Origin of the sequence: Scandinavium manionii (assembly GCF_024764775.1) — a bacterium.
Taxonomy (GTDB): domain Bacteria; phylum Pseudomonadota; class Gammaproteobacteria; order Enterobacterales; family Enterobacteriaceae; genus Scandinavium; species Scandinavium manionii.
Genome location: NZ_JALIGC010000040.1, coordinates 64,121 through 87,006 on the forward strand (window position 1 = coordinate 64,121; position 22,886 = coordinate 87,006).

The window sequence follows — 22,886 nt, forward strand, 5'->3', positions numbered from 1 at the left end:
AGCAGTCTCATGCTTTCAAGTTTGTGTGTCTTTAGACAAATACAGACGTTGCGAGGAGGCTTCCAGGGAATCGATGTTGTTGCAAAGAGCGCATTGTGCTTTCCGGGGCGTGTTCCAAAACCCTGGTGGCCACCTCACGAAAGGTACGTATTCCAGAAACGAAAAAAGCACCCTGTGGGTGCTTTCATCTCGTTCAAGTTTTGCGGAAACCTGCAATAACTCAATCGTAAATATTGGCGCGATCGCGCAATTCTTTCCCCGGCTTAAAGTGCGGAACGTATTTACCTTCCAGCTCGACTTTATCGCCTGTTTTCGGGTTACGCCCAACACGTGGGGCGCGGTAATGCAAAGAGAAACTACCGAAACCGCGGATTTCAATGCGCTCGCCCTGGGCTAGCGTAGAGGCCATATGTTCCAGCATCTCTTTCACAGCATCTTCAACCGCTTTCGCAGGGATGTGAGATTGCTGGCTTGCAAGTCTTTCGATGAGCTCTGACTTGGTCATGATTCCTCCGGTTTCCTTTCAGGAAAGTATAAGCTAACAGCTTGAACAAGGGCGGCCGTAGCCGCCCTTTGTTGTTGATTACAGGACGAATCCTGCAATCTGTCAAGTTACTCGTGAAGAGTGACCTGATTACTCGCCTTTAGCTGCTTTAAATGCTTCAGCCATAGCGTTGGAGAAGTTGCTTTCTTCCTGTTTGTTGTTAACAGTAGCGATTGCATCTTTCTCGTCAGCTTCGTCTTTAGCACGTACAGACAGGCTGATTGCACGGTTCTTACGGTCAACACCGGTGAATTTAGCTTCAACGTCGTCGCCTACGTTCAGAACCAGAGTTGCATCTTCAACGCGGTCACGTGATGCTTCAGAAGCACGCAGGTAACCTTCAACGCCGTCAGCCAGTTCTACGGTTGCGCCTTTAGCGTCAACTGCAGTCACTTTACCGTTAACGATAGCGCCTTTCTTGTTCAGAGCAACCCAGTTGTTGAACGGATCTTCAGCCAGCTGTTTCACGCCCAGGGAGATGCGCTCACGCTCTGCGTCAACCTGCAGAACAACGGCAGCGATTTCGTCGCCTTTCTTGTATTCACGAACTGCTTCTTCGCCTGCAACGTTCCAGGAGATGTCAGACAGGTGAACCAGGCCGTCGATGCCGCCGTCCAGGCCGATGAAGATACCGAAGTCAGTGATAGACTTGATTTTACCTTCAACGCGGTCGCCCTTGTTGTGGGTTTCTGCGAACAGCTGCCATGGGTTAGATTTGCACTGCTTCAGACCCAGGGAGATACGACGACGTTCTTCGTCGATGTCCAGAACCATAACTTCCACTACATCACCAACGTTAACAACTTTGGATGGGTGGATGTTTTTGTTGGTCCAGTCCATTTCGGAAACGTGTACCAGGCCTTCAACGCCTTCTTCGATTTCAACGAAGCAGCCGTAGTCGGTCAGGTTGGTCACGCGACCAGTCAGTTTGGTACCTTCTGGGTAACGCTTAGCGATAGCTACCCATGGATCTTCGCCCAGCTGCTTCAGACCCAGAGAAACACGGGTACGCTCGCGGTCGAACTTCAGCACTTTAACAGTGATTTCGTCGCCAACGTTCACGATTTCGCTTGGGTGTTTAACGCGTTTCCACGCCATGTCAGTGATGTGCAGCAGGCCGTCTACGCCGCCCAGGTCAACGAATGCGCCGTAGTCAGTGAGGTTCTTAACGATACCTTTAACTTCCATGCCTTCCTGGAGGTTTTCGAGCAGCTGATCACGTTCTGCGCTGTTTTCGGATTCGATAACGGCACGACGGGAAACAACAACGTTGTTACGCTTCTGGTCCAGCTTGATAACTTTGAACTCAAGCTCTTTGCCTTCCAGGTGCAGCGTATCGCGAACTGGACGCACGTCTACCAGTGAACCTGGCAGGAACGCACGAATACCGTTCAGCTCAACAGTGAAGCCACCTTTAACTTTGCCGTTGATAACACCAACAACAGTTTCAGCGTCTTCGTATGCTTTTTCCAGCGTGATCCAAGCTTCATGACGCTTAGCTTTCTCACGGGACAGCAGGGTTTCGCCGAAGCCGTCTTCTACTGCGTCCAGCGCAACGTCAACTTCGTCACCGACCTGGATTTCCAGCTCGCCCTGGGCGTTTTTGAACTGCTCTGCCGGGATGGCGGATTCAGATTTCAGACCGGCGTCAACCAGTACGATATCTTTATCGATAGCAACAACAACACCACGAACGATGGAACCCGGACGGGTTTCGATTGTTTTTAAGGATTCTTCAAATAGTTGAGCAAAAGATTCAGTCATGTTTAATCTTCGAAGTTAGATTTAACGTCCACCTGACACCATGTCGGATGGGGTTGTTTAACATACCCGCTCACAATCCATTGCAGCGGGGGTACTACAAATTCGGAGGCTCGCTTATCTTTAATCAGACAGCAGCCAGTTTTTGGCGCGCGTATTGTAACGCTTTTTCAATCACTTGCTCAATGCTTAATCGTGTTGAATCCAGGACTAAAGCATCAGCAGCGGGAACTAACGGTGCCACCGCACGGTTGCGGTCACGGTCATCGCGTTCCTTTATCTCGACCAAAAGGCGTTCAAAGTTAACACTAAAGCCCTTTTCCTGCAACTGAAGCATACGGCGTTGGGCACGTTCTTCCGGGGAAGCGTCGAGGAAAATCTTGACCGGCGCATCGGTAAACACCACGGTTCCCATGTCGCGTCCGTCGGCAATCAGGCCCGGGGCTTCACGGAATGCACGCTGGCGACGTAACAACGCTTCGCGTACGCGCGGGAACGCTGCCACCTGAGAGGCCGCATTTGCTACTTCCTGAGTGCGGATTTCACCACTAACGTCTTCACCCTCGAGGATAACCTCAAGGTTACCGTCGGTAGAAACAAAACGAACATCCAGATGTGCCGCCAGTGGGACCAGTGCTTCTTCGGAGGTCACGTCGACGTGATGATGTAATGCCGCCAGAGCCAGGACGCGATAAATAGCGCCAGAATCCAGCAGGTGCCATTGCAGTGCTTCCGCCATGGCTTTGCACAGCGTGCCTTTTCCGGCACCGCTAGGCCCGTCAATGGTAATTACCGGGGCAATTGCCGTCATCGTACTCTCCTTCAATCAGGGCGTCTTTTACTTAAACGCCGCGCATTATACTCGCCAAAGCGCCAGTCCGTTAATGTTGCGTGCAAAATGCGGAATAATGGCTACCTATTGAACAATATTTGGGCAAGTATAATAGGCTGGCGGCGAACCAGCCCGAAAGGTAACAAGGATTTACTTATTATCGGCCGCGATACGATCACGAATATTCTGCGCACGATCGGCAGAAGACGGGTGGGAATCCATCATTGATTTCGAACGGCCGGCGTCCATTGTGGTGAATTTTTCAAAAGCGGTGAGCAGACCCTGACGGCTAATACCACGCTTTTTCAGCAGATCGTAAGAGAAGTTATCGGCATCAGATTCCTGGCTACGGGAGAACGTGGAATTGATAACCCCTTCAGCCAGGTCACCCAGCTGTGATTGGGAGAGCTGTGAAGCAACGCCGCTGGTCGCGGAAATTGCATCACGCGCCGCAATGGTTGCATAAGCGGTTTGCATCGCTTTGCGAGAGTGCCCTAACGCAACGTGACCCATTTCATGGCCCAGTACACCTTCAATTTCGTTATCCGTCATCATATCCATTAAGCCGGAATAGACACGAACACAACCGTTCGCCATCGCCCACGCGTTCACATCCGGCGTGATGTAAACTTTATAATTCACTGGCGTGCCATCAATGCTGCTTCCGAGGGCTTTGGAAATCGTCTTCAGACGTTTGCTGTATTTGCTATTAGCGCCTGCCAATTGGTTTTCGCTGTCCGACTGTTTGCATCCTTCGGCACTGAGCGCTTTCACATCGGCATCCGAGAGGGTGGCCGCTTTGTAGGCCGAGATGCCCGAACTGGCGATCATGTCGCCGTTCACGCCATTTTTACATCCCGCAAGCAGCCCAGTAGCGACAACAAGTGCCAATAGAGTTTTCATATTTTTCATTTGCATCATCCATTGATAATCATAAGTAAAAACAGGTAATGAACCACGTAATAACGCCGCCGAGATTACGCGTAGAGGATGGACAAAAAAAGTTCAGATGCGGACAAAATTACGCCGACCAGACGGTCGGCGCAGGAGGCAATATCAGGCAGGGGTACTGATGCGAGCGAGTTGTTCGAAATAGTCCGGGAAAGTTTTCGCCGTACATTTCGGATCAAGAATGGTCACCGGCGTGTCGGACAACGCCACCAGCGAGAAACACATTGCCATGCGGTGATCGTTATAAGTGCCGATCTCTGCGAAGGTCAGATGCGCTGGTGGCGTCACGCGAATATAGTCTTCGCCCTCTTCCACTTCCGCACCCACTTTACGCAGCTCTGTCGCCATCGCGAACAAGCGATCGGTTTCTTTCACACGCCAATTGTAGATGTTACGCAGCGTCGTTGTGCCTTTGGCAAACAGAGCGGCCGTGGCGATAGTCATCGCCGCATCAGGAATGTGGTTCATATCCATATCGATGGCGGTCAGTTCAGCGCCCGTACAGGCGATGAAGTCATCACCCCAGGTAACGGTCGCGCCCATTTGTTCCAGCACATCGGCAAAGCGGATATCGCCCTGCACGCTGTTGCGACCTATTCCGGTTACTTTTACCGTGCCGCCTTTGATAGCGCCCGCGGCGAGGAAATACGACGCAGAAGAAGCATCACCTTCCACCAGATACGCACCCGGTGACTGATATTGCTGTCCGCCTTTGACAACAAAACGTTGATAGTTCTGATTCTCCACCTTCACGCCGAAGGTATTCATCAGATGCAGCGTAATATCGATGTACGGCTTAGAAACCAGATCGCCTTTAATGGTAATAACGGTATCCTGCGCAGCCAGCGGAGCAGTCATTAACAGCGCCGTCAGGAACTGGCTGGACACGCTGCCGTCAACGGCGACCTCGCCCCCCACGAAACCGCCCTTCAGGCGTAGCGGCGGATAGTTTTCCTGCTCAAGATAGTCAATCTGTGCGCCACCCTGACGCAGCGCATCAACCAGATGCCCAATCGGGCGCTCTTTCATGCGCGGTTCACCGGTCAGCACGATATCGTTACTGCCCAGGCACAATGCCGCCGCCAGTGGGCGCATTGCCGTTCCGGCATTACCCAGGAACAGTTCCAGCGCCACCTCTGTTTTTAACGGACCACCGTTACCGGTCACTTCACAGCATGTGCGGTCAGAAGACAGAGTGTACTGAACGCCCAACGCGGTCAGGGCATTGAGCATGTGGCGCACATCGTCACTGTCCAGAAGATTGCTCAGAACGGTGGTGCCATGGCCCAGAGCCGCCAGCAGCAAAGCGCGGTTTGAGACGCTTTTTGAACCAGGTAAATTGATGGTGCCGTCTACATGCGCGATGGGTTGTAACGTCAGGGATTCCATGAAACTCAACTCTCAAAAGCAGAAAATAAAAACCCCGCAGACCCGCTGCGAGGATGAAAACAGGAACATTAACCGTGGCGGCGTTCGAACTCTTCCATGAAGTCGGTCAGCGCCTGAACACCCGCCAGCGGCATGGCGTTATAAATAGAGGCGCGCATTCCACCGACCACACGATGGCCTTTCAATGCATGCAGGCCCGCGGCGAAAGATTCTTCGAGGAACAGCTTATCCAGTGCGCTGTCAGCCAACTGGAACGGTATGTTCATACGGGAACGGTTGGCTGCAGCCACGTCGTTACGGTAAAAATCGCTGTTATCGATAGTACCGTACAGCAGTTCCGATTTTTGCTGGTTGATACGATTCATGACTTCAACACCGCCCTGCGCCTTTAACCACTTAAAGACCAGACCAGACAGATACCAGGCAAACGTCGGCGGCGTGTTGAACATCGAATCGTTGTCGTTCAGCACGCTGTAATCAATGATTGATGGGCAGGCGGGGTGTGCTTTACCCAGCAGATCTTCACGCACGATGACCAGAGTCAGACCCGCCGGGCCGATGTTTTTCTGTGCACCAGCGTAAATCACGCCAAAGCGGCTGACATCAAGCGGGCTGGACAGGATCGTGGAGGAGTAATCCGCCGCAACCACAACGTCTTTACCAAAGTCAGGTACTTCGTCAATGGCGATACCGTCTATGGTTTCGTTCGGGCAATAGTGCAAATACGCCGCGTTGTCAGATAGCTGCCAGTCGCGCATCGGTTTCACTGCACGCAGACCGTCAACGGTCACTTTGGCGTCAATCACGTTTGGAGTGCAGTATTTTTTCGCTTCTTTTACTGCACTGGCTGCCCAATAACCGGCATCCACGTAGTCTGCCGTGGTTTTGTCGCCCAGCAGGTTCAGCGGAACACCCGCGAACTGGCCGCGACCACCGCCGTGGCAGAACAGGACTTTATAGTTGGAAGGGATTTTAAGCAGGTCGCGGAAGTCTTTTTCTGCTTCTTCGGCCACCTGAATGAACTCTTTACCACGATGGCTAATTTCCATTACCGAGGTACCCAAACCCTGCCAGTCGCAGAGTTCCTGTTGGGCCTGTTTAAGCACATCCGCCGGAAGCATTGCCGGGCCAGAACTAAAATTAAAGACCTGAGTCATTTCCCCTCACCACGCTATACACGTTATCAGCCCGTAGGCATAAGTTATTCCTGTGGATATTGGTTTTACCATTCAGTGACACAGGCCGCAATGGCTAATACTCGCGAGCCAAAAAATGTGTCCAGGCTCACACAACAGAATATGCCATATTGACGTCACAATGCCGACAATTTGGCTATCAGGTGATGCGTTTTGCTCGACTGGCCTTGGCCCATTCGGGATGCGCGCAGCGAGGGCATTTTTGATGATCGCCTGCATGCATATGGAATATTGCGCTGCACCGTGTGCAGGCGTAGTCATTCTCTTCAGGCATCGTTTTGAAGCGTTCAACGCACTCACCGGGCAAGATAGGCAAACCGGCTTTCACCTCATCGTCGCTAAAAAAGTAGACACTGATTTGGCCGTTAGTCTCCATTATCGCCCGCTTGACCTGGCCCAGGTGTTCAATCCCGTTCAGGCGCAGCTCCATAAAAAACTCAAACTCGGTCAGGTTTTCTGCCTGCAGCTTCTCCCAGGCAAGTTCCCCTTCGTCCACCACGACCACCGGTTTACCTTCGAGCAAATCTTCCAGTTTCTCGCTGTGCGCCATCAGCCACATCACCAGCCGGTAGAGCACTGCCAGAGTTACAAAGACAATGAATACCGGCAGCATCGGCACGTCGTCGTAAAACGCCACGTCTCCCGCAGCAGAGCCTAACGTCAGAATGATGAGCACTTCGAAGAGCGACATCTGGCGCACGCCGCGACGTCCGGTGATTTTTAAAAACAGGAATACCAGCACGAAGGTATAAAGGCTACGCAGGGCCACTTCCCCGAGAAATTCCGCGGGGACTTTATCGAATGCCATACGGTGCAAATCAAACGCTTGCATTTTTATGCTCTGACAGGGGATCACTGCGTCAAAGCATAGCTAAAACTTTTATTTACGCAGAAGCGTCGGCGGTAAAAGCGTTGCTACAGGTGACACGGCTCGGGCACACACCGTGCCCGTACGCTATCCCGCTCTATACCGCATCAATTGTATGACATCGTAAAGACTGCCGTACCTTTGAACGCTCCCGACTTTAGCGTGTTACCATCGGTCACTAACTGCGCCCCAAAATCTAACTTCTGGTTGGTCGGGAAAATGCTAAATGCATCCTTTATCACCCGGTCTCCGGGTTTCAGAACCTTAGGGTTATTCTCATCTTTTGAATAAATTTTAACCCCAACCCCCTGCGCCGCATCACTCCCGCTCAGCGTATTGGTTAATAAATCATGTTCAAGAGAATTAGAGGTAAAAGAGGTAATAAACTGGGTCACGTTAACACACCCGGAGGCTGTCAGACTAAAATCGACTATTTTCTCGTCACTGTTATCTTTGAAGTCACTCACGAAATAATCGCCAAGCGCCACCACGCCGCCATTTGATGCAAGCAGCGTAGTGCAGGTAGGAGCAGTAAAGGGGATATTCAGATCCGGATCGATGCCTAACGCTCGGTTATTAGAATCTTTCACCCCTATACGAAAATCGCCCGCCCTACCAACAGATCCGGCCTCTTTAACCGATGTGACCCCTTCCGGAATGGCTGTAAACGCCGCTGTTTGATAAACATCAATATAGAAATCAGCGATGGTATCCGCCATCGACTTGCCAGCCGTGTCATTGTTAAGATTTGTTTCTTTTGTGTATGTCGGTATATATGCTTCAAGATTCATCCCCTTTATATTCATGCGCACGGCAAAGACGATACCGGGGATATTTGTTTCAAACAGCGCGGCGCTATACGACTGACCCGTAACTACAGGTATTGATGTGACATAAGGCGACGTTGAGTGCCCATAAAAATCATCGCCATCGTCGCCTGTACCGCATCTTACCATCTCATTACGTCCTGAGACATAGGACCCCAGTAATACCGGCGCGCCCGTCACCTTGGATTTAAAATTCAGAGCAGGGTAGTTTACAGTTATCGTATCAACCTGGCCCCCACTGATGTCCAGTCTACACTCTGTTGCAGCATAAACATTGACGGAAAACAGCATCGTAAAGCCAACGGCAGAATACAATGCAAACCCGGGAAATACTCTTTTCATTATACTAATCATAAGTCACATCCACCAATACGTTTGACGTTACCAGGCCTGCAGAGGCGGTTCCCGTATTTTGATAACGGGCGTAAAAAAGATAGTCCGTCAAATATTGTGATGACGATTGCGCACTGACATCATAAACAACGTCAGACGTCCCGTCCGCATTTAGCACATTGATATGTGTCGCATCAGAAAATATCACCACGCCCACATTCCCGGCACCGCCCTGCGCAGGCTGCGTTTCATTAATAAATACCTGCCTGGAGCCTGGTGGAAAAATTCCGGAGCGGGGACTGAACCTGAAATGCAGATTATCTGCATCCGCATGATTACAGTCGGTTACGCGAATTTTAAACGATTTTCCGCCTGTATCATCGGTTGGACTCAAACCCGCAGACGGGGTATTAAAGTAAGATAGGGTGACGATCGGCAAATGAATATTGCCGTTATTTTCAACCGTCACCTGGCAGGTGTTATTGATAATATTAGCCTGAATATCGACATCCACATCAGCAGTGCATATCTGAGAAATACCCACCAACAGGATGAGTCCTCCTGTTATGAATTTACAGCGCTGATAGATTCGCATAACCTTACCTTATTGATAAGTAACGACAAATGTAATCGGCGATATAAATGACCCAGCCGTTACATCGGCAATAGTGCGGCCATTAGCAACAACCATTCGGGCCGTCATCGGGACATCAACGCTTGCACTGGCAATACCGATATTTTGCGTAGTTGCTCGATTAATGCAGCTAAATTGCGTGCCAGAATCGGGGCTATTTTTCCATATTTCAACCGCGGTGGCGGCAGCGGTACCTCCGCTATTAGGAAAAGAATCCCCATCGGAACTCGGACCAGAACAACCGCCAGATATTTCAGTTCCCACTACCGCAGTGGTGACGCCTGAACACTGACTGAACGCCAGACTGAAGTTTTCTGTGCGCGATTTATTTTCCAAATCAGATTTAAAAACGTCACCAAATTCGACAACTGATGTCGCTACCCCTGCGCCATTTTTCACCTGAAGATTGCAGGTACCCGCCTCAATTGTGGACGTAAATGTAGCACTTACACTTGAAGTACCGGTAATAGCATCCGCGAATGAGACGGTAGATATGCTCATTAAAAATGCGGGTAAAATCAATAATTGTAATTTAACAGGATAACTTTTCATAACACACCTCTTACTCTTTCAGCATCAACTATTGATACGTAAAATTAAACGTAGCAACTGCATTAAACTCACCCGTTGTCGCATCACTTGCTGAAGTCGTTACCAATTTAGCCAACAGATCGACTTTTTTCTGCGTGCTGATTTCATCATTCGTCCATACAAGACGTTCGGCATCGTTGGTGGAATTAATGATAAATGCATTTCCTCCACTCGCCCGCGAAATTTGTACTCCGATAAAATCGGCCTTATCTGCCCCTGAAGCGCCATTCGCAATGGCAGATGAGATATAGCTCGATCGTGTTCCTGATATCGTCGTTTTCAGGGCACTAAGGCTGGAAGGACAACTCACGATATCCAGTGAAAAAGGTACAGATACACTGCTGTCACCCGATAATATTTTGTCTAATGAGGTCTTACCTCCGGCACCGATCTGAATGGTATTGTTTTGACCATCACCCGTACCACCAGTAATACGCATATCACAGGTTGTTTCACGGATATTTGCAGTAAAATCAACATTGACATTCTGGGCAAAACTGACTGGCGTATAACTCCCAATCAGTAATACCCCCGACATTATCCAGCTATGTTTAATATTCATAAAGCTCCCTTAATATTTACACCCTATAACTACCATTAGCGGACTTTACATATCTGTTTAGGTAACTTAATTGTCATGCCAACTTTTTGCGGTTCGGGGGGAATGCTATAGCTGACCAGACACTCATCTTCTGATTTACTCCCCCACCTCACGCTGAGCACATCTGAATCATCAATACCACGAACATAAGCACGACCAGCCTGTCCTACGCTACCGACTAAAACATTTTTGCTGTTATAGACATCTGCGCCCAGCGGAATAAATCCTTTATCTGAGCGTAGTAATTCCAGCAATACAGAACGGCCCTCATCGGTTTCAAAATTCACAAGTACAATGGCGCCATCGCGAGGAACTGAAGTCGCGCTGGTATTTTTCATTTCGACATCATTTTCCAGTGAATCAATATTCAGTCCGATCGTATTTTCGTGATACGGCGTTAACCAGGGGATCACCGCATAGCCACGGGAATCAATTTCACCATCACCGTTATTCGTTTTCGCTCCTTTAGCTCCCGGAGCATTAATCAGCGCGACAGTACTGTTAATCCCTGGATTACCCGGGATCAGGGTTAAACCACCACTATGAAGAACGATACCGCCGCTATTGGCGAAGGAGTATTGTTGCCCGTGGTCGTCATTGACGGAAACTGACGCACTGACCGGTCCCCATGGTCCGTTATAGCTCCCGTAACCGCCAATCTGATTCAGATCGCTGTTATCTGACATTGATGAAGACGCATTCACGCTGTAGCTGTATTTATTGTCGGCGGTATTACCGCTGACAGAGATATCGCTCTGGCTGGTCCCCTTAAAGTCTGAACTCACCGATGAATTAAGTGTATTGAACCCGCTCAATGAGGAATCGTGGCCAAACAGATTATTCAGCGGGATACTCAGGCTGACATAAAGGCGATCGTCCTCATCACCCTCTTCGTCATAGGTGCGCTGCAACGAAATGTTATAGCTGCCCCAGCGAAATGAGTCGCTGTAACCAAACGAGTACTGCGAGGTGGTTTCATCACTTCCCCAGTAATCTTCCCAGCTTCCGGTCAGATAAACGGAACCATAATCCTTTTCTCCGACCCGCAAAGGCTGGCTGATATTGACCTGAATTTCATTTTTTTCACGCTCATACCGTTCATCCTGCGGATCGCCTTCATTCTCTGAATCATGATGATAGTCATAGTCGAACGAAGCGGCATCCTGCAGGCTCAGGTACTCTTTGGTTGAGAAACGATAAGCAGCGACATTGAGAGAGGTGTCGGTAAGCTCAAGCAGTTTACTGTAGGTCAACCGATAGCTTTGCCCCTCTAAAGCATCCCGATCGCCGACCTCAGCATGGGAATGGGTGACGTCAAACGCAAACGCCCCGACGCCGGTGTTCAGCGCCAGCCCCAATAACCCCGCGTAATAATCGGTATCGGTGAACTCAAATCCGGCATAACCGGTAAAAAGATTGTTCAGCCCATAATAGCCAGTAGCAGTGGCAACACGCGTTTTCTCGATAGTGCTGTCATCATTGAGTTCTCCAATGCCAATATCCCAACGAGTATCACCCGGACGCAACAATTGCGTCACCGATGAGAAAGGGACTGAAAATGAGCTTTCGCTGCCATCAGCTTCAGTCACCGTAACATCCAGGTCGGTACCGTAGCCTGTTGGATTCAGGTCGGTAATGGCGAACGGCCCAGGTGGCACGGTGTTCTCATAGATGGTATTACCATTCTGGCGAATGGTAACTTTGGCGTTGCTTTTTGCCACCCCGCGCACAACAGGCGCATAACCAGACATCGAACCCGGCTTCATACGATCGTCGCTGTACAGACGCACACCACGCAAACTGATGGAGTCGAAAGTGTCGCCATCGGTGTAGGTGTCGCCTAGCACAAGCTGTGATTTGAGCGCGGTGATATCGTGCTGGAGATAGAGATCCTGATGATCGTAATCTGCGCCATCATCGGAGGTCCACTGCGCCGTGCCACGAGAACGCAGATGCCATGCCCCGAGATTAATGCCGTAGTTTAACCCGGCGTACACGCTCTGAGAGCTGTCACCTTCATCTTCCGAACTGTAGGCATTAAAATCATAGGAGAGCATTGCCGCATTAATGCCGCTGTCCCAGAGCGAAGGATCAATATACCCTCGCGGGCGTTTAGAGACATAAATCTGCGGCAAAGTAATATCCAGACGCTGTTCCGCAGAATCAAAATACATTTGCGTCCCAGGGAAACGCGTTTTGATGTCGTAGCAGGTTTTCGTATCAGCAGCCAGATCACCCTTGCCATTCTCACTTTCCAGTTTATCGGTATTAAATGACATGACGTGCAGCAACTGTCCGGTGATACAAGGTGAAGCGATATCGCTCCCGTTGTCCTTAAATTCAACATTGCCGCTGTACTCTGCCACGTTGTTAATATAAATAGTTAGAGAATACACGCCCGGTAAAACAGGGTTACCATTTGCAAAACGGCTAACGTTAAGTTTCTCACCTGTTGCACTGGGATAAAGAAACTGATCGTTGAACTCAACCTTTTCTGCCGAAGCGCTTGGTGTTGGCGCCGCATCAGACGCAAATACTCTACTGACGTACAGTGGTAATAACACACATGTCGTCAGTAGCAGAAATTTAATTCGATTAGCCAGGCCCGTCACGATGAAATAACCCCGTGTTTAATCAACCTATTTTGTATCTGAGTCAAATAGTGAATTCGCTTTTAATGCTGCCACCGAAATCATTAATAACGTCACACTCAATTTTCGTCCCAGCCGGAACAGCGCTCAACCCGGTAACTTTAAAGGACTCTTTCCCACCCGGTGGGACTGTGTGTGTATCCAGCGAATACTTATTCTTTCCGCTCACCAGTTGCGCACGACTAAAAGAGACGTGATAGGGCGAAGGATTTTTTACGTCGATATAAAGCGCTTTACCTGACTGGTTTACAGACCATTGCAGAGTCTTGACGGCGTCGCCGGCAGCACCTTTTAAACCTTCCGGGCGGTAAAACACCTTTATGCGGGTTCGAAACGCCAACTGAAGAATATTCTTGTCTGCGCCGTCAGTGGTTTTGGGGGGGATTTCCAGCACATTGAACCAGAACAGACTTTCTTTATCCTGCGGAAGTTGTCCGCCTAAATATGTCACTTTAATACTCTGTCCCTTGCCTGGATCCACCCTTGAAACCGGTGGGGTAACGAGGAAAGGTACATTCAATTCCTGCGGATTCGCATTCTCGCGGCCATCATCAATCCAGGTCTGAACCAGCAACGGCTTTATGCCACGATTCTCCAGCTTCACCGTAACGTTTTTCGCTGAGGCTGGATAGACCACGCGCGTACCGGAAATAACAATATCTGCGTAGCTCGCTGGCGCCGCAATCAGGCAACTCACTGCGCTTATTAACGGTACAAAAACTTTAGTTAATATAGCCTTCATCATAATGAACTCTCGATATTATTTCTGGGCGAAATCCAGCGCATAACGGGGACGACAATTCTCGCGACCTATCACAACGCGCTTATCAATAGAGACATCAGGTATATCAGGTTGATATACCTGATATATTCACATCATCGGGCAAATAATCACTCGTATGACAAAGTAAAGGTGGCGTTAGCATTCACCTTACCAGGCGCCACAGGGTTATTTGCGATGTCAAAATCAGCGCTCGGCACATAGGCTGCACGGAAGCCAAATACCCCACCATGAGTAGTGCTCAGGTCAACTTCCTGGGTTCCCTGGCCGGCTGGATCGCCAATAATGACCTGGTCTGTATTCCCGTTGCCATTATTATACAGCGCGATATTGACATTTTTCGCCGCGCCAGTGACGCTTGGATCAGCTTTTAATGTCCCGGTGGTCAGATCAGCAAACTGCTGGGAAGTAAATGCAATATGCGCTTTACTCAATGTAGAGTCACAATCCGTTAACTTTAAATCAAACGTAGTTGAACCCACACCACCCGCAGCAATGGTTGTACCTTCAACCAGACTTTTCGAAACGGTAAGCATTGTAATCGTGACATTATGGGCATCAATACCATTATTGGTTGTCATCTTACAAGTTTCACCCGATACCGCGCCATCGAATGTAATGAGCCCGAGATCATCATCAGCAGCGTTTGCTGAAAATATGCCCATTACAGCCAAAGCCAAAACGGCGATCTTCATTTTCATATTCATCATTCCTTAATAGATAATTCAATAATCATTAACGAAAAGTACGGCTCTCGAAAATAAAAAGCCGTGCATCTCAATTTAATCCTTTGAGAGCGGTGCGATGATATTGTATGCTTTGAACAAAGCGCAAGAATAATTTATTTAAAATGCCATTTGCACCGCTAAATAAACACTTTTACGAAATGTCACCAATTATAATATATTGACGAGGCCAATTAATCACCTATCTAAATAATATGCATATTCTCACAGGGGAAATTTAATATTTAATATATTAAATAAAATATTCATTGCTGAGTTTGATATTTAAAAAAGCATTCATGGCCCAGACAAGCCGGTTTACTCTGCCCCGCAGATGACACGTTGGCAGGCATATCAACAGAGGTATATACGATGATCGTGTATAGCAAGCCAGATCATTTATTTTCGTTTCCCCTCCCGGGACGATAGCGCCTTACACGCAAAACCCGTATCATTGCGCGCTTTCCGTACGATAAAAGTGATCGCCATGACCCAAACATTTATTCCCGGCAAAGACGCCGCTCTGGAAGACTCCATCGCCCGCTTCCAGCAAAAATTAACGGACCTCGGATTCAACATTGAAGAAGCGTCCTGGCTGAATCCGGTGCCTAACGTCTGGTCTGTACATATTCGCGACAAAGAATGCGCGCTGTGCTTCACCAACGGTAAAGGGGCAACGAAAAAAGCGGCTCTGGCGTCTGCGCTCGGTGAATATTTTGAGCGTCTGTCGACCAACTACTTCTTCGCCGATTTCTGGCTGGGCGAAACCATCGCCAATAGCCCGTTCGTGCATTATCCGAATGAAAAATGGTTCCCGCTGCCGGAAGACGACGACGTGCCGGAAGGCATTCTTGATGAACGTCTGCGTGCATTCTACGATCCAGACGATCAGCTGACCGCCAGCCTGCTTGTGGATTTGCAGTCGGGCAATGACGATCGCGGCGTTTGCGGCCTGCCGTTCACCCGTCAGTCCGATGGCGAGACGATTTACATTCCGATGAACATCGTCGGCAACCTGTACGTTTCTAACGGCATGTCCGCCGGTAACACCCGCAATGAAGCGCGTGTTCAGGGCCTGTCCGAAGTGTTTGAGCGTCACATCAAAAACCGCATCATCGCTGAAAGTATCAGCCTGCCGGAAATCCCAGCCGAGGTGATGGCCCGTTACCCGAGCGTAGTGGAATCCATCGCTAAGCTGGAAGCAGAAGGCTTCCCTATCTTTGCTTACGACGGTTCACTGGGCGGCAAATACCCGGTTATCTGCGTGGTGCTGTTCAACCCGGCAAACGGAACCTGTTTCGCCTCCTTCGGTGCGCACCCTGATTTCGGCGTGGCACTGGAGCGTACCGTCACCGAGCTGCTGCAAGGCCGAGGCCTGAAAGATCTCGACGTCTTCACCCCGCCAACATTCGATGACGAAGAAGTGGGTGAGCACGCTAACCTCGAAACCCACTTTATTGATTCCAGTGGTTTGATCTCCTGGGATATGTTCAAACAAGACGCAGATTATCCGTTTGCTGACTGGAACTTCTCCGGCACGACAGATGAAGAATTTGCCACGCTGATGGCGATTTTCCAGGCAGAAGATAAAGAAGTGTATATCGCAGACTACGAGCACCTGAGCGTTTACGCTTGTCGCATTATCGTGCCAGGCATGTCTGATATCTATCCAGCCGAAGATCTGTGGCTGGCAAATAACAATATGGGCAGCCCCCTGCGTGAAACCATTCTTTCTCTACCAGGCAGCGAGTGGGAAAAAGAAGATTATCTGGCGCTGATTGAGCAGATGGATGATGAAGGTCTGGACGACTTCACCCGAGTACGTGAACTACTGGGTATGGCGACCGGTAAAGATAACGGCTGGTACACCCTGCGCATCGGTGAGCTGAAAGCCATGCTGGCGCTGGCCGGCGGTGACATGGAGCAGGCGCTTATCTGGACAGAGTGGACCATGGAGTTCAATGCTTCCGTGTTTAGCCCGGAACGTGCCAACTACTATCGCTGCCTGCAGACACTGTTGCTGCTGTCCCAGGAAGAAGAGCGTCAGCCGCTGCAGTACCTGAACGCGTTTGTACGTATGTACGGTGCAGATACGGTTGAAGCGGCGAGTGCGGCCCTGAGCGGTGAAGAGGCCTTTTACGGTCTGCAGTCTGTGGACAGCGACCTGGCGGCCTTCCCGGCGCATCAGTCCCTGTTGAAAGCGTACGAGAAGCTGCAACGCGCAAAAGCCAGCTTCTGGTCTAAACAGCAGTAAAACCACAAATAACTTATGGCGAAATTATTCGCCTGCGCTATATTACGGGGCCTCTGAGGGACCCCGTTTTAATTTTCATTTCCCCTTCGTTAATTTGTAATATTTAAGTTAATTATGAGTAAATACTATTATTGGTAGCTTACAAATAATGTTAATTTTAATGCATATTACTCCATTTTAATTAACTGCTTAAAAGGGGGATACTGAAAAAATTCAACTCTAATTGCAAATTTTAAAATTTATTTTTATTTTGATAATCAGAAAGTTACGCCGTGATCGCTGAAAAACCATGCGCTTTGCGGGCCTATAAGCCAGGCGAGATATGATCTATATCAATTTCTCTTCTATAATGCTTTGTTAGTATCTCGTCGCCGACTTAATAAAGAGAGAGTTAGTGTGAAAGCTGACAACCCTTTTGATCTTTTACTCCCAGCTGAGATGGCCAAAGTGGCCGAGGAAGCGGGTGTCTATAAAGCAACGAAACAACCGCTCAAAACCTTTTTCCTGGCGATTACTGCGGGTGTGTTCATCTCCATTGCCTTCGTCTTCTACATTACGTCTACGACAGGCACTGCGGGAATGCCGTTTGGTATTGCCAAGCTGATTGGCGGTATCTGCTTCTCACTGGGTCTTATCCTGTGTGTCATTTGCGGCGCTGACCTTTTCACCTCCACGGTGCTTATTGTGGTGGCTAAAGCAAGCGGCAAAATCACCTGGGGCCAACTGGCGAAGAACTGGTTCAACGTCTATGTTGGTAACCTGATTGGTGCCTTGCTGTTTGTTCTGCTGATGTGGTTATCTGGCGAATATATGACCGCCAACGGAGGGTGGGGACTGAACGTCCTGCAAACCGCCGACCACAAAATGCATCATACTTTTATCGAGGCTGTGTGCCTGGGTATCCTGGCAAACCTGATGGTCTGTCTGGCGGTCTGGATGAGCTACTCCGGCCGCAGCCTGATGGATAAAGCAATGATAATGGTGCTGCCAGTGGCCATGTTTGTTGCCAGCGGCTTCGAGCACAGTATCGCGAACATGTTCATGATCCCGATGGGTATCGTCGTTCGCAACTTCGCCAGCCCGGAATTCTGGACCGCTATCGGTTCGTCTCCGGACCATTTCTCTCACCTGACTGTCATGAACTTCATCACTGATAACCTGATTCCTGTCACTATCGGGAACATTATTGGTGGCGGTCTGTTAGTTGGGTTGACGTACTGGGTCATTTACCTGCGTGGCAGCGACAAGCATTAATCGTCGTTTCAGGCAGTAAATTAAGAAATCCACATAAGAAGGTAGGTGTTACATGTCCGAACTTAATGAAAAGTTAGCTACAGCCTGGGAAGGTTTTGCCAAAGGTGACTGGCAGACAGAAGTCAACGTACGTGACTTCATCCAGAAAAACTACACCCCATTTGAAGGTGACGAGTCCTTCCTGGCTGGCGCTACCGACGCGACCACCGCCCTGTGGGACAACGTAATGGAAGGCGTTAAACTGGAAAACCGCACTCACGCGCCAGTTGATTTCGATACCTCTGTTGCGTCTACCATCACTTCTCATGACGCTGGCTACATCAATAAAGCCCTTGAGAAAATCGTTGGCCTGCAGACTGAAGCTCCGCTGAAACGTGCGATTATCCCGTTTGGCGGCATTAAAATGGTTGAAGGTTCTTGCAAAGCGTACAACCGCGAGCTGGACCCGATGCTGAAGAAGATCTTCACCGACTTCCGCAAAACCCATAACCAGGGTGTTTTCGATGTCTACACCAAAGACATTCTGAACTGCCGTAAATCTGGCGTTCTGACTGGTCTGCCAGACGCATACGGCCGTGGCCGTATCATCGGTGACTACCGTCGCGTTGCGCTGTACGGCATCGACTTCCTGATGAAAGACAAATACGCTCAGTTCGTGTCTCTGCAGTCCGATCTGGAAAACGGCGTAAACCTGGAAGCGACTATCCGTCTGCGTGAAGAAATCTCCGAGCAGTACCGCGCTCTGGGCCAGATCAAAGAAATGGCAGCGAAATACGGCTGCGATATCTCTGCTCCGGCAACCAACGCTCAGGAAGCTGTTCAGTGGACCTACTTCGGCTACCTGGCCGCTGTTAAATCTCAGAACGGTGCAGCAATGTCCTTCGGTCGCGTATCCACCTTCCTGGATGCATACATCGAACGTGACCTGAAAGCAGGCAAAATCACTGAACAAGATGCTCAGGAAATGATTGACCACCTGGTCATGAAACTGCGTATGGTTCGCTTCCTGCGTACCCCAGAATATGATGAGCTGTTCTCTGGTGACCCGATTTGGGCAACTGAATCTATCGGTGGTATGGGCGTTGATGGCCGTACTCTGGTCACCAAATCTAGCTTCCGTTTCCTGAACACCCTGTACACCATGGGGCCGTCTCCGGAGCCGAACATCACCGTTTTGTGGTCTGAAAAACTGCCACTGAACTTCAAGAAATTCGCAGCTAAAGTCTCCATCGATACCTCTTCTCTGCAGTACGAGAACGATGATCTGATGCGTCCTGACTTCAACAACGATGATTACGCGATTGCATGCTGCGTAAGCCCAATGGTTGTTGGTAAGCAAATGCAGTTCTTCGGTGCACGTGCAAACCTCGCGAAAACCATGCTGTACGCAATCAATGGTGGCGTGGACGAAAAACTGAAAATCCAGGTTGGCCCGAAATCTGCGCCAATCAACGGCGATGTTCTGGACTTCAACGAAGTTATGGAACGTATGGATCACTTCATGGATTGGCTGGCTAAGCAGTATGTCACCGCTCTGAACGTTATCCACTACATGCACGACAAGTACAGCTACGAAGCTTCACTGATGGCTCTGCACGACCGTGACGTGGTTCGCACCATGGCATGTGGTATCGCAGGTCTGTCCGTTGCCGCTGACTCCCTGTCTGCTATCAAATACGCGAAAGTTAAACCTGTTCGTGACGAAGACGGCCTGGCTGTTGACTTCGAAATCGAAGGCGAATACCCGCAGTTTGGTAACAACGACTCTCGTGTAGATGACATGGCGGTTGACCTGGTTGAACGTTTCATGAAGAAAATTCAGAAACTGACTACCTACCGTGATGCAATCCCGACTCAGTCCGTTCTGACCATCACATCTAACGTTGTGTACGGTAAGAAAACCGGTAACACCCCAGATGGTCGTCGTGCTGGCGCGCCATTCGGTCCAGGTGCTAACCCAATGCATGGCCGTGACCAGAAAGGTGCTGTTGCCTCTCTGACCTCCGTTGCTAAACTGCCGTTTGCTTACGCTAAAGATGGTATCTCTTATACCTTCTCTATCGTTCCAAACGCACTGGGTAAAGACGACGAAGTTCGCAAAACCAACCTCGCGGGCCTGATGGATGGTTACTTCCATCACGAAGCGTCCATCGAAGGTGGTCAGCACCTGAACGTGAACGTCATGAACCGTGAAATGCTGCTCGATGCAATGGAACATCCGGAAAAATATCCGCAGCTGACCATCCGCGTTTCTGGTTATGCAGTACGTTTTAACTCCCTGACTAAAGAACAGCAGCAGGACGTTATCACTCGTACCTTCACTCAAACCATGTAATGTGTTTTGACTGAAAACGTGATGTAAAAAGCGTACAATAAAGGCTCCACACCTGTGGGGCCTTTTTTTAACAATGACTCTCCTGTCCCAGCCTGCTTTGCCAGCCATCTATACTATGGGTATCTGTCAAAACAGACTTAACACAGCCGGCTTTGAGCTGTGCATACACTGGCCCCGGATGGGCCGTATCTGGAGATAACACCGCAATGTCAGTAATTGGTAACTTGTTTTTCTAGATAACCAAATGAAATAAAAGGATTTATTTCAGGTCACGTCCACATATTGACCATCATCTCCCAAGCCCTGCCCTGTGCAGGGCTTTTTGTTGTTCAGAGTTGGCAGATCTGCGCCCTAAGCAAACTTAATACATACCATCGGATCAAAGAGGCCTCGCATTTGCGAGGCCTCGTTTTACATCCAGGCGATTTGTTGCTGCCCTGTCGACGTCGGATGAGGTAAAGCCGGTGTCACTTCCCCCGGCTTAACGATGTAGCGCTCGACCGTTTCCGTCGTGACGAAGGTGCAGCTGCAATTGATATTTGTACACTGGTGATAACGCTCTTTTGTCGTGTCAGTAAAATAACGGCTGGTGCGGGCATGGGCGGCTGTATGGCATAACGGACAATGGAACATTTTTATCACCTCACCTTAATGATTTAATGTCGCCATTTTATCCATTAAACCCATATAAAACAAATAGATAAATTAAATCACTCACTCATCAGCCACTGCTTCGTACCCCACATCAGAAAGCCTTACCTCAAGCTCTACGCCCGTCGTGAAGCCGTTATTGTTGAGGATATGGGTCACCTTACTGATTAACCATGCCTGCTCGTCTATAACGTGCTTAAAGCCTGACACCCTGACCGGCATTTCCGGGAAAATATCTTCCCGGCCCGTCGCGAGGGTGATTGAGAACTCAGCGACGCCGCGCTGCAATTTATCCCACTTCGCCTGAGCTGCACGCATGGCCTGCGCCTTTGATGCGTAAATAGTGGTCATGGCGAAAACGTTATCCGACTCACCGGCCATATACTCGCCCTCGCGGGCTTCCTGCTCTTTCTGCTTTTTCGACTTTGCGGTGCTGCTGACCGGTTTCGCTTTTGGATGCTGGAGCGCCCGAAGGTGCTGCTCTTTCGGCTTACGCTTCAGCTTTACCTGTTGCGCCTGCTTCTGAGGCTTCGGATCTTTGGTATGCAGCCATTTGGCCGTCACGCCGGTATACGCTCCCCGGTCAGCAATCGCGAACTGATGCCGGTCACCATCACTGCGCTGAATAGTGATTTGTGGGATTGGCTTACCGCTGGCCGTCACGCCGCTCCCGGCTTTGAGCATCAGCAATTTGCCCGCCTTGACCGACACCGCACCACCGTTCCGCTCGGCGAGGCGGGTCAGGAATACCGAGTCGGACTCCTGCGACTGGTCAATATGCGGGATGCGGATGTTTGCGAGCGATTCCGCCACGCTGGCCGTGAGTTTATTGCGGGATGCAATTGCCCCCACCACCGCGCCGAGCGTGGTGTCATGCCAGGACTCTTCCCGGCGTGAATTGAGCGTTCCGCGAAAATCTGCACTCCGCGCCCGTAACGTCACCGTGTCCGGTGCGCCGTGGTGCTCCACCTCATCGACGGTAAAATCACCTTTCCCCACCAGGGCAAAACCTTTCCAACCGAGATAAAGCGACAGCACCGCCCCGCGCACCGGCAGCTCGACCAGCCCGTCACTATCGTCGAGCTCGATGTCGAGCTGGTCAGCCTCAAACCCGCGATTGTCGGTCATAGTCAGGTTAATCAGCCTGTCACTGATATTGCCGGTGATGTCCTTGCTGTTGAGCGTCAGCATAAACTGAGGCGTCAGGGTTGCGCCTGAGCCGGTGACGATATCCGGCATAATTAACCTCCCACCAGTGAAAGCACATCGCCCGCCTTACCGACAAGAGATTCGGCCTGCTTACCAATATCGCCATAGAGCGCCGCAAGGGAATCATCGACGCGCGTCAGTGACAGCGTGAAGCTGATTTTTCGCGGGGAGCCATCAGCGAAAAAGACGGTGCCGGTTTCGCTCACGTTGGTAATGACAAACATCCCGTAAATGGTGCCGGTGCCGGAAATCAGGGGCCACGCCCGGCCCTCATCCGCCATCGTATAGAGCGCCAGCATCGAGAGCTGCCCGCCGGTCATTTCAGGGTACAAGTCGCCAGTGAGCGTAATTTTGTCTTCGCCGGGGCCGAGGAACTGAAAGGCGTCACGCTTCCCGACCCGGCTGTTTGACGGCCACTGGTAATCCGCACTGCGCTGCAAACTCTGATAAGGCAGCGACTGGCGAATAAACACAAACATTCCAAGAGTGAGCATCATCA

The 22,886-nt window shown here is 50.0% G+C and carries 20 protein-coding genes; 3 read left to right on the forward strand and 17 right to left on the reverse strand.

Features of this window, described 5'->3' with window-relative positions; all coding sequences use genetic code 11:
- Positions 1–220: 220 nt before the first annotated feature.
- From ihfB to MUU51_RS18115, 14 genes are all read right to left on the reverse strand, one after another.
- On the reverse strand, positions 221–505 hold the full coding sequence (gene ihfB, locus MUU51_RS18050) for an integration host factor subunit beta (protein ID WP_110509901.1): 285 nt from the start codon (positions 503–505) through the stop codon (positions 221–223).
- 129 nt (positions 506–634) lie between these two features.
- Complete coding sequence (rpsA, locus tag MUU51_RS18055) at positions 635–2,308, reverse strand: 30S ribosomal protein S1 (RefSeq protein WP_110509902.1); 1,674 nt, start codon at positions 2,306–2,308, stop codon at positions 635–637.
- 124 nt (positions 2,309–2,432) lie between these two features.
- Positions 2,433–3,116 carry a (d)CMP kinase gene (cmk, locus tag MUU51_RS18060; protein WP_159753742.1) on the reverse strand — a complete coding sequence of 228 codons (684 nt, stop codon included), beginning with the start codon at positions 3,114–3,116 and terminating at the stop codon, positions 2,433–2,435.
- A gap of 171 nt (positions 3,117–3,287) precedes the next feature.
- Positions 3,288–4,049 carry a metalloprotease LoiP gene (gene loiP, locus MUU51_RS18065; RefSeq protein WP_258968276.1) on the reverse strand — a complete coding sequence of 254 codons (762 nt, stop codon included), beginning with the start codon at positions 4,047–4,049 and terminating at the stop codon, positions 3,288–3,290.
- A gap of 144 nt (positions 4,050–4,193) precedes the next feature.
- Positions 4,194–5,477 carry a 3-phosphoshikimate 1-carboxyvinyltransferase gene (aroA, locus tag MUU51_RS18070; RefSeq protein WP_258968277.1) on the reverse strand — a complete coding sequence of 428 codons (1,284 nt, stop codon included), beginning with the start codon at positions 5,475–5,477 and terminating at the stop codon, positions 4,194–4,196.
- Between the two features lie 68 nt (positions 5,478–5,545).
- On the reverse strand, positions 5,546–6,634 hold the full coding sequence (gene serC / locus MUU51_RS18075) for a 3-phosphoserine/phosphohydroxythreonine transaminase (protein WP_258968278.1): 1,089 nt from the start codon (positions 6,632–6,634) through the stop codon (positions 5,546–5,548).
- A gap of 178 nt (positions 6,635–6,812) precedes the next feature.
- Positions 6,813–7,505 (reverse strand): YetF domain-containing protein, encoded by a 693-nt coding sequence (locus MUU51_RS18080; RefSeq protein ID WP_159773328.1) that lies wholly within the window; start codon positions 7,503–7,505, stop codon positions 6,813–6,815.
- Between the two features lie 143 nt (positions 7,506–7,648).
- Complete coding sequence (locus tag MUU51_RS18085; protein ID WP_258968279.1) at positions 7,649–8,710, reverse strand: fimbrial protein; 1,062 nt, start codon at positions 8,708–8,710, stop codon at positions 7,649–7,651.
- A gap of 4 nt (positions 8,711–8,714) precedes the next feature.
- Positions 8,715–9,296, reverse strand: coding sequence for a fimbrial-like protein (locus tag MUU51_RS18090; protein ID WP_258968280.1), 582 nt, complete (start codon positions 9,294–9,296; stop codon positions 8,715–8,717).
- A 9-nt stretch (positions 9,297–9,305) separates the two neighbouring features.
- On the reverse strand, positions 9,306–9,887 hold the full coding sequence (locus tag MUU51_RS18095) for a fimbrial protein (RefSeq protein WP_258968281.1): 582 nt from the start codon (positions 9,885–9,887) through the stop codon (positions 9,306–9,308).
- A gap of 28 nt (positions 9,888–9,915) precedes the next feature.
- Positions 9,916–10,488 carry a fimbrial protein gene (locus tag MUU51_RS18100; protein ID WP_258968282.1) on the reverse strand — a complete coding sequence of 191 codons (573 nt, stop codon included), beginning with the start codon at positions 10,486–10,488 and terminating at the stop codon, positions 9,916–9,918.
- A gap of 35 nt (positions 10,489–10,523) precedes the next feature.
- Positions 10,524–13,091, reverse strand: a complete 2,568-nt coding sequence (locus tag MUU51_RS18105) for an outer membrane usher protein (RefSeq protein WP_258968283.1) — start codon at positions 13,089–13,091, stop codon at positions 10,524–10,526.
- Positions 13,092–13,182: 91 nt separating this feature from the next.
- Positions 13,183–13,923 carry a fimbrial chaperone gene (locus MUU51_RS18110; RefSeq protein WP_235033660.1) on the reverse strand — a complete coding sequence of 247 codons (741 nt, stop codon included), beginning with the start codon at positions 13,921–13,923 and terminating at the stop codon, positions 13,183–13,185.
- A 146-nt stretch (positions 13,924–14,069) separates the two neighbouring features.
- On the reverse strand, positions 14,070–14,660 hold the full coding sequence (locus tag MUU51_RS18115) for a fimbrial protein (RefSeq protein WP_258968284.1): 591 nt from the start codon (positions 14,658–14,660) through the stop codon (positions 14,070–14,072).
- Positions 14,661–15,171: 511 nt separating this feature from the next.
- Between MUU51_RS18115 and ycaO the strand changes: the two genes are divergently transcribed.
- The 3 genes from ycaO to pflB all read left to right on the forward strand — a co-directional run bounded on the left by ycaO (position 15,172) and on the right by pflB (position 20,527).
- The gene (gene ycaO, locus MUU51_RS18120; RefSeq protein WP_159773340.1) at positions 15,172–16,938 is read left to right on the forward strand and encodes a 30S ribosomal protein S12 methylthiotransferase accessory factor YcaO; all 1,767 of its coding nucleotides are present in this window, start codon (positions 15,172–15,174) and stop codon (positions 16,936–16,938) included.
- A gap of 396 nt (positions 16,939–17,334) precedes the next feature.
- Entirely contained in the window at positions 17,335–18,192 is an 858-nt protein-coding gene (gene focA, locus MUU51_RS18125; protein ID WP_159773342.1) for a formate transporter FocA, read from the forward strand.
- 52 nt (positions 18,193–18,244) lie between these two features.
- Positions 18,245–20,527: a formate C-acetyltransferase gene (pflB, locus tag MUU51_RS18130; RefSeq protein WP_159773344.1), complete on the forward strand. Its 2,283-nt coding sequence runs from the start codon at positions 18,245–18,247 to the stop codon at positions 20,525–20,527.
- 411 nt (positions 20,528–20,938) lie between these two features.
- On the opposite strand, the gene MUU51_RS18135 is transcribed toward pflB, so the two are convergent.
- The 3 genes from MUU51_RS18135 to MUU51_RS18145 form a co-directional block, all read right to left on the reverse strand.
- Positions 20,939–21,160, reverse strand: a complete 222-nt coding sequence (locus MUU51_RS18135) for a DNA-binding transcriptional regulator (RefSeq protein ID WP_258964628.1) — start codon at positions 21,158–21,160, stop codon at positions 20,939–20,941.
- Positions 21,161–21,241: 81 nt separating this feature from the next.
- Positions 21,242–22,417 (reverse strand): phage late control D family protein, encoded by a 1,176-nt coding sequence (locus MUU51_RS18140; RefSeq protein WP_374684795.1) that lies wholly within the window; start codon positions 22,415–22,417, stop codon positions 21,242–21,244.
- 2 nt (positions 22,418–22,419) lie between these two features.
- On the reverse strand, positions 22,420–22,884 hold the full coding sequence (locus tag MUU51_RS18145) for a phage tail protein (protein ID WP_258968617.1): 465 nt from the start codon (positions 22,882–22,884) through the stop codon (positions 22,420–22,422).
- Positions 22,885–22,886 lie beyond the last annotated feature (2 nt).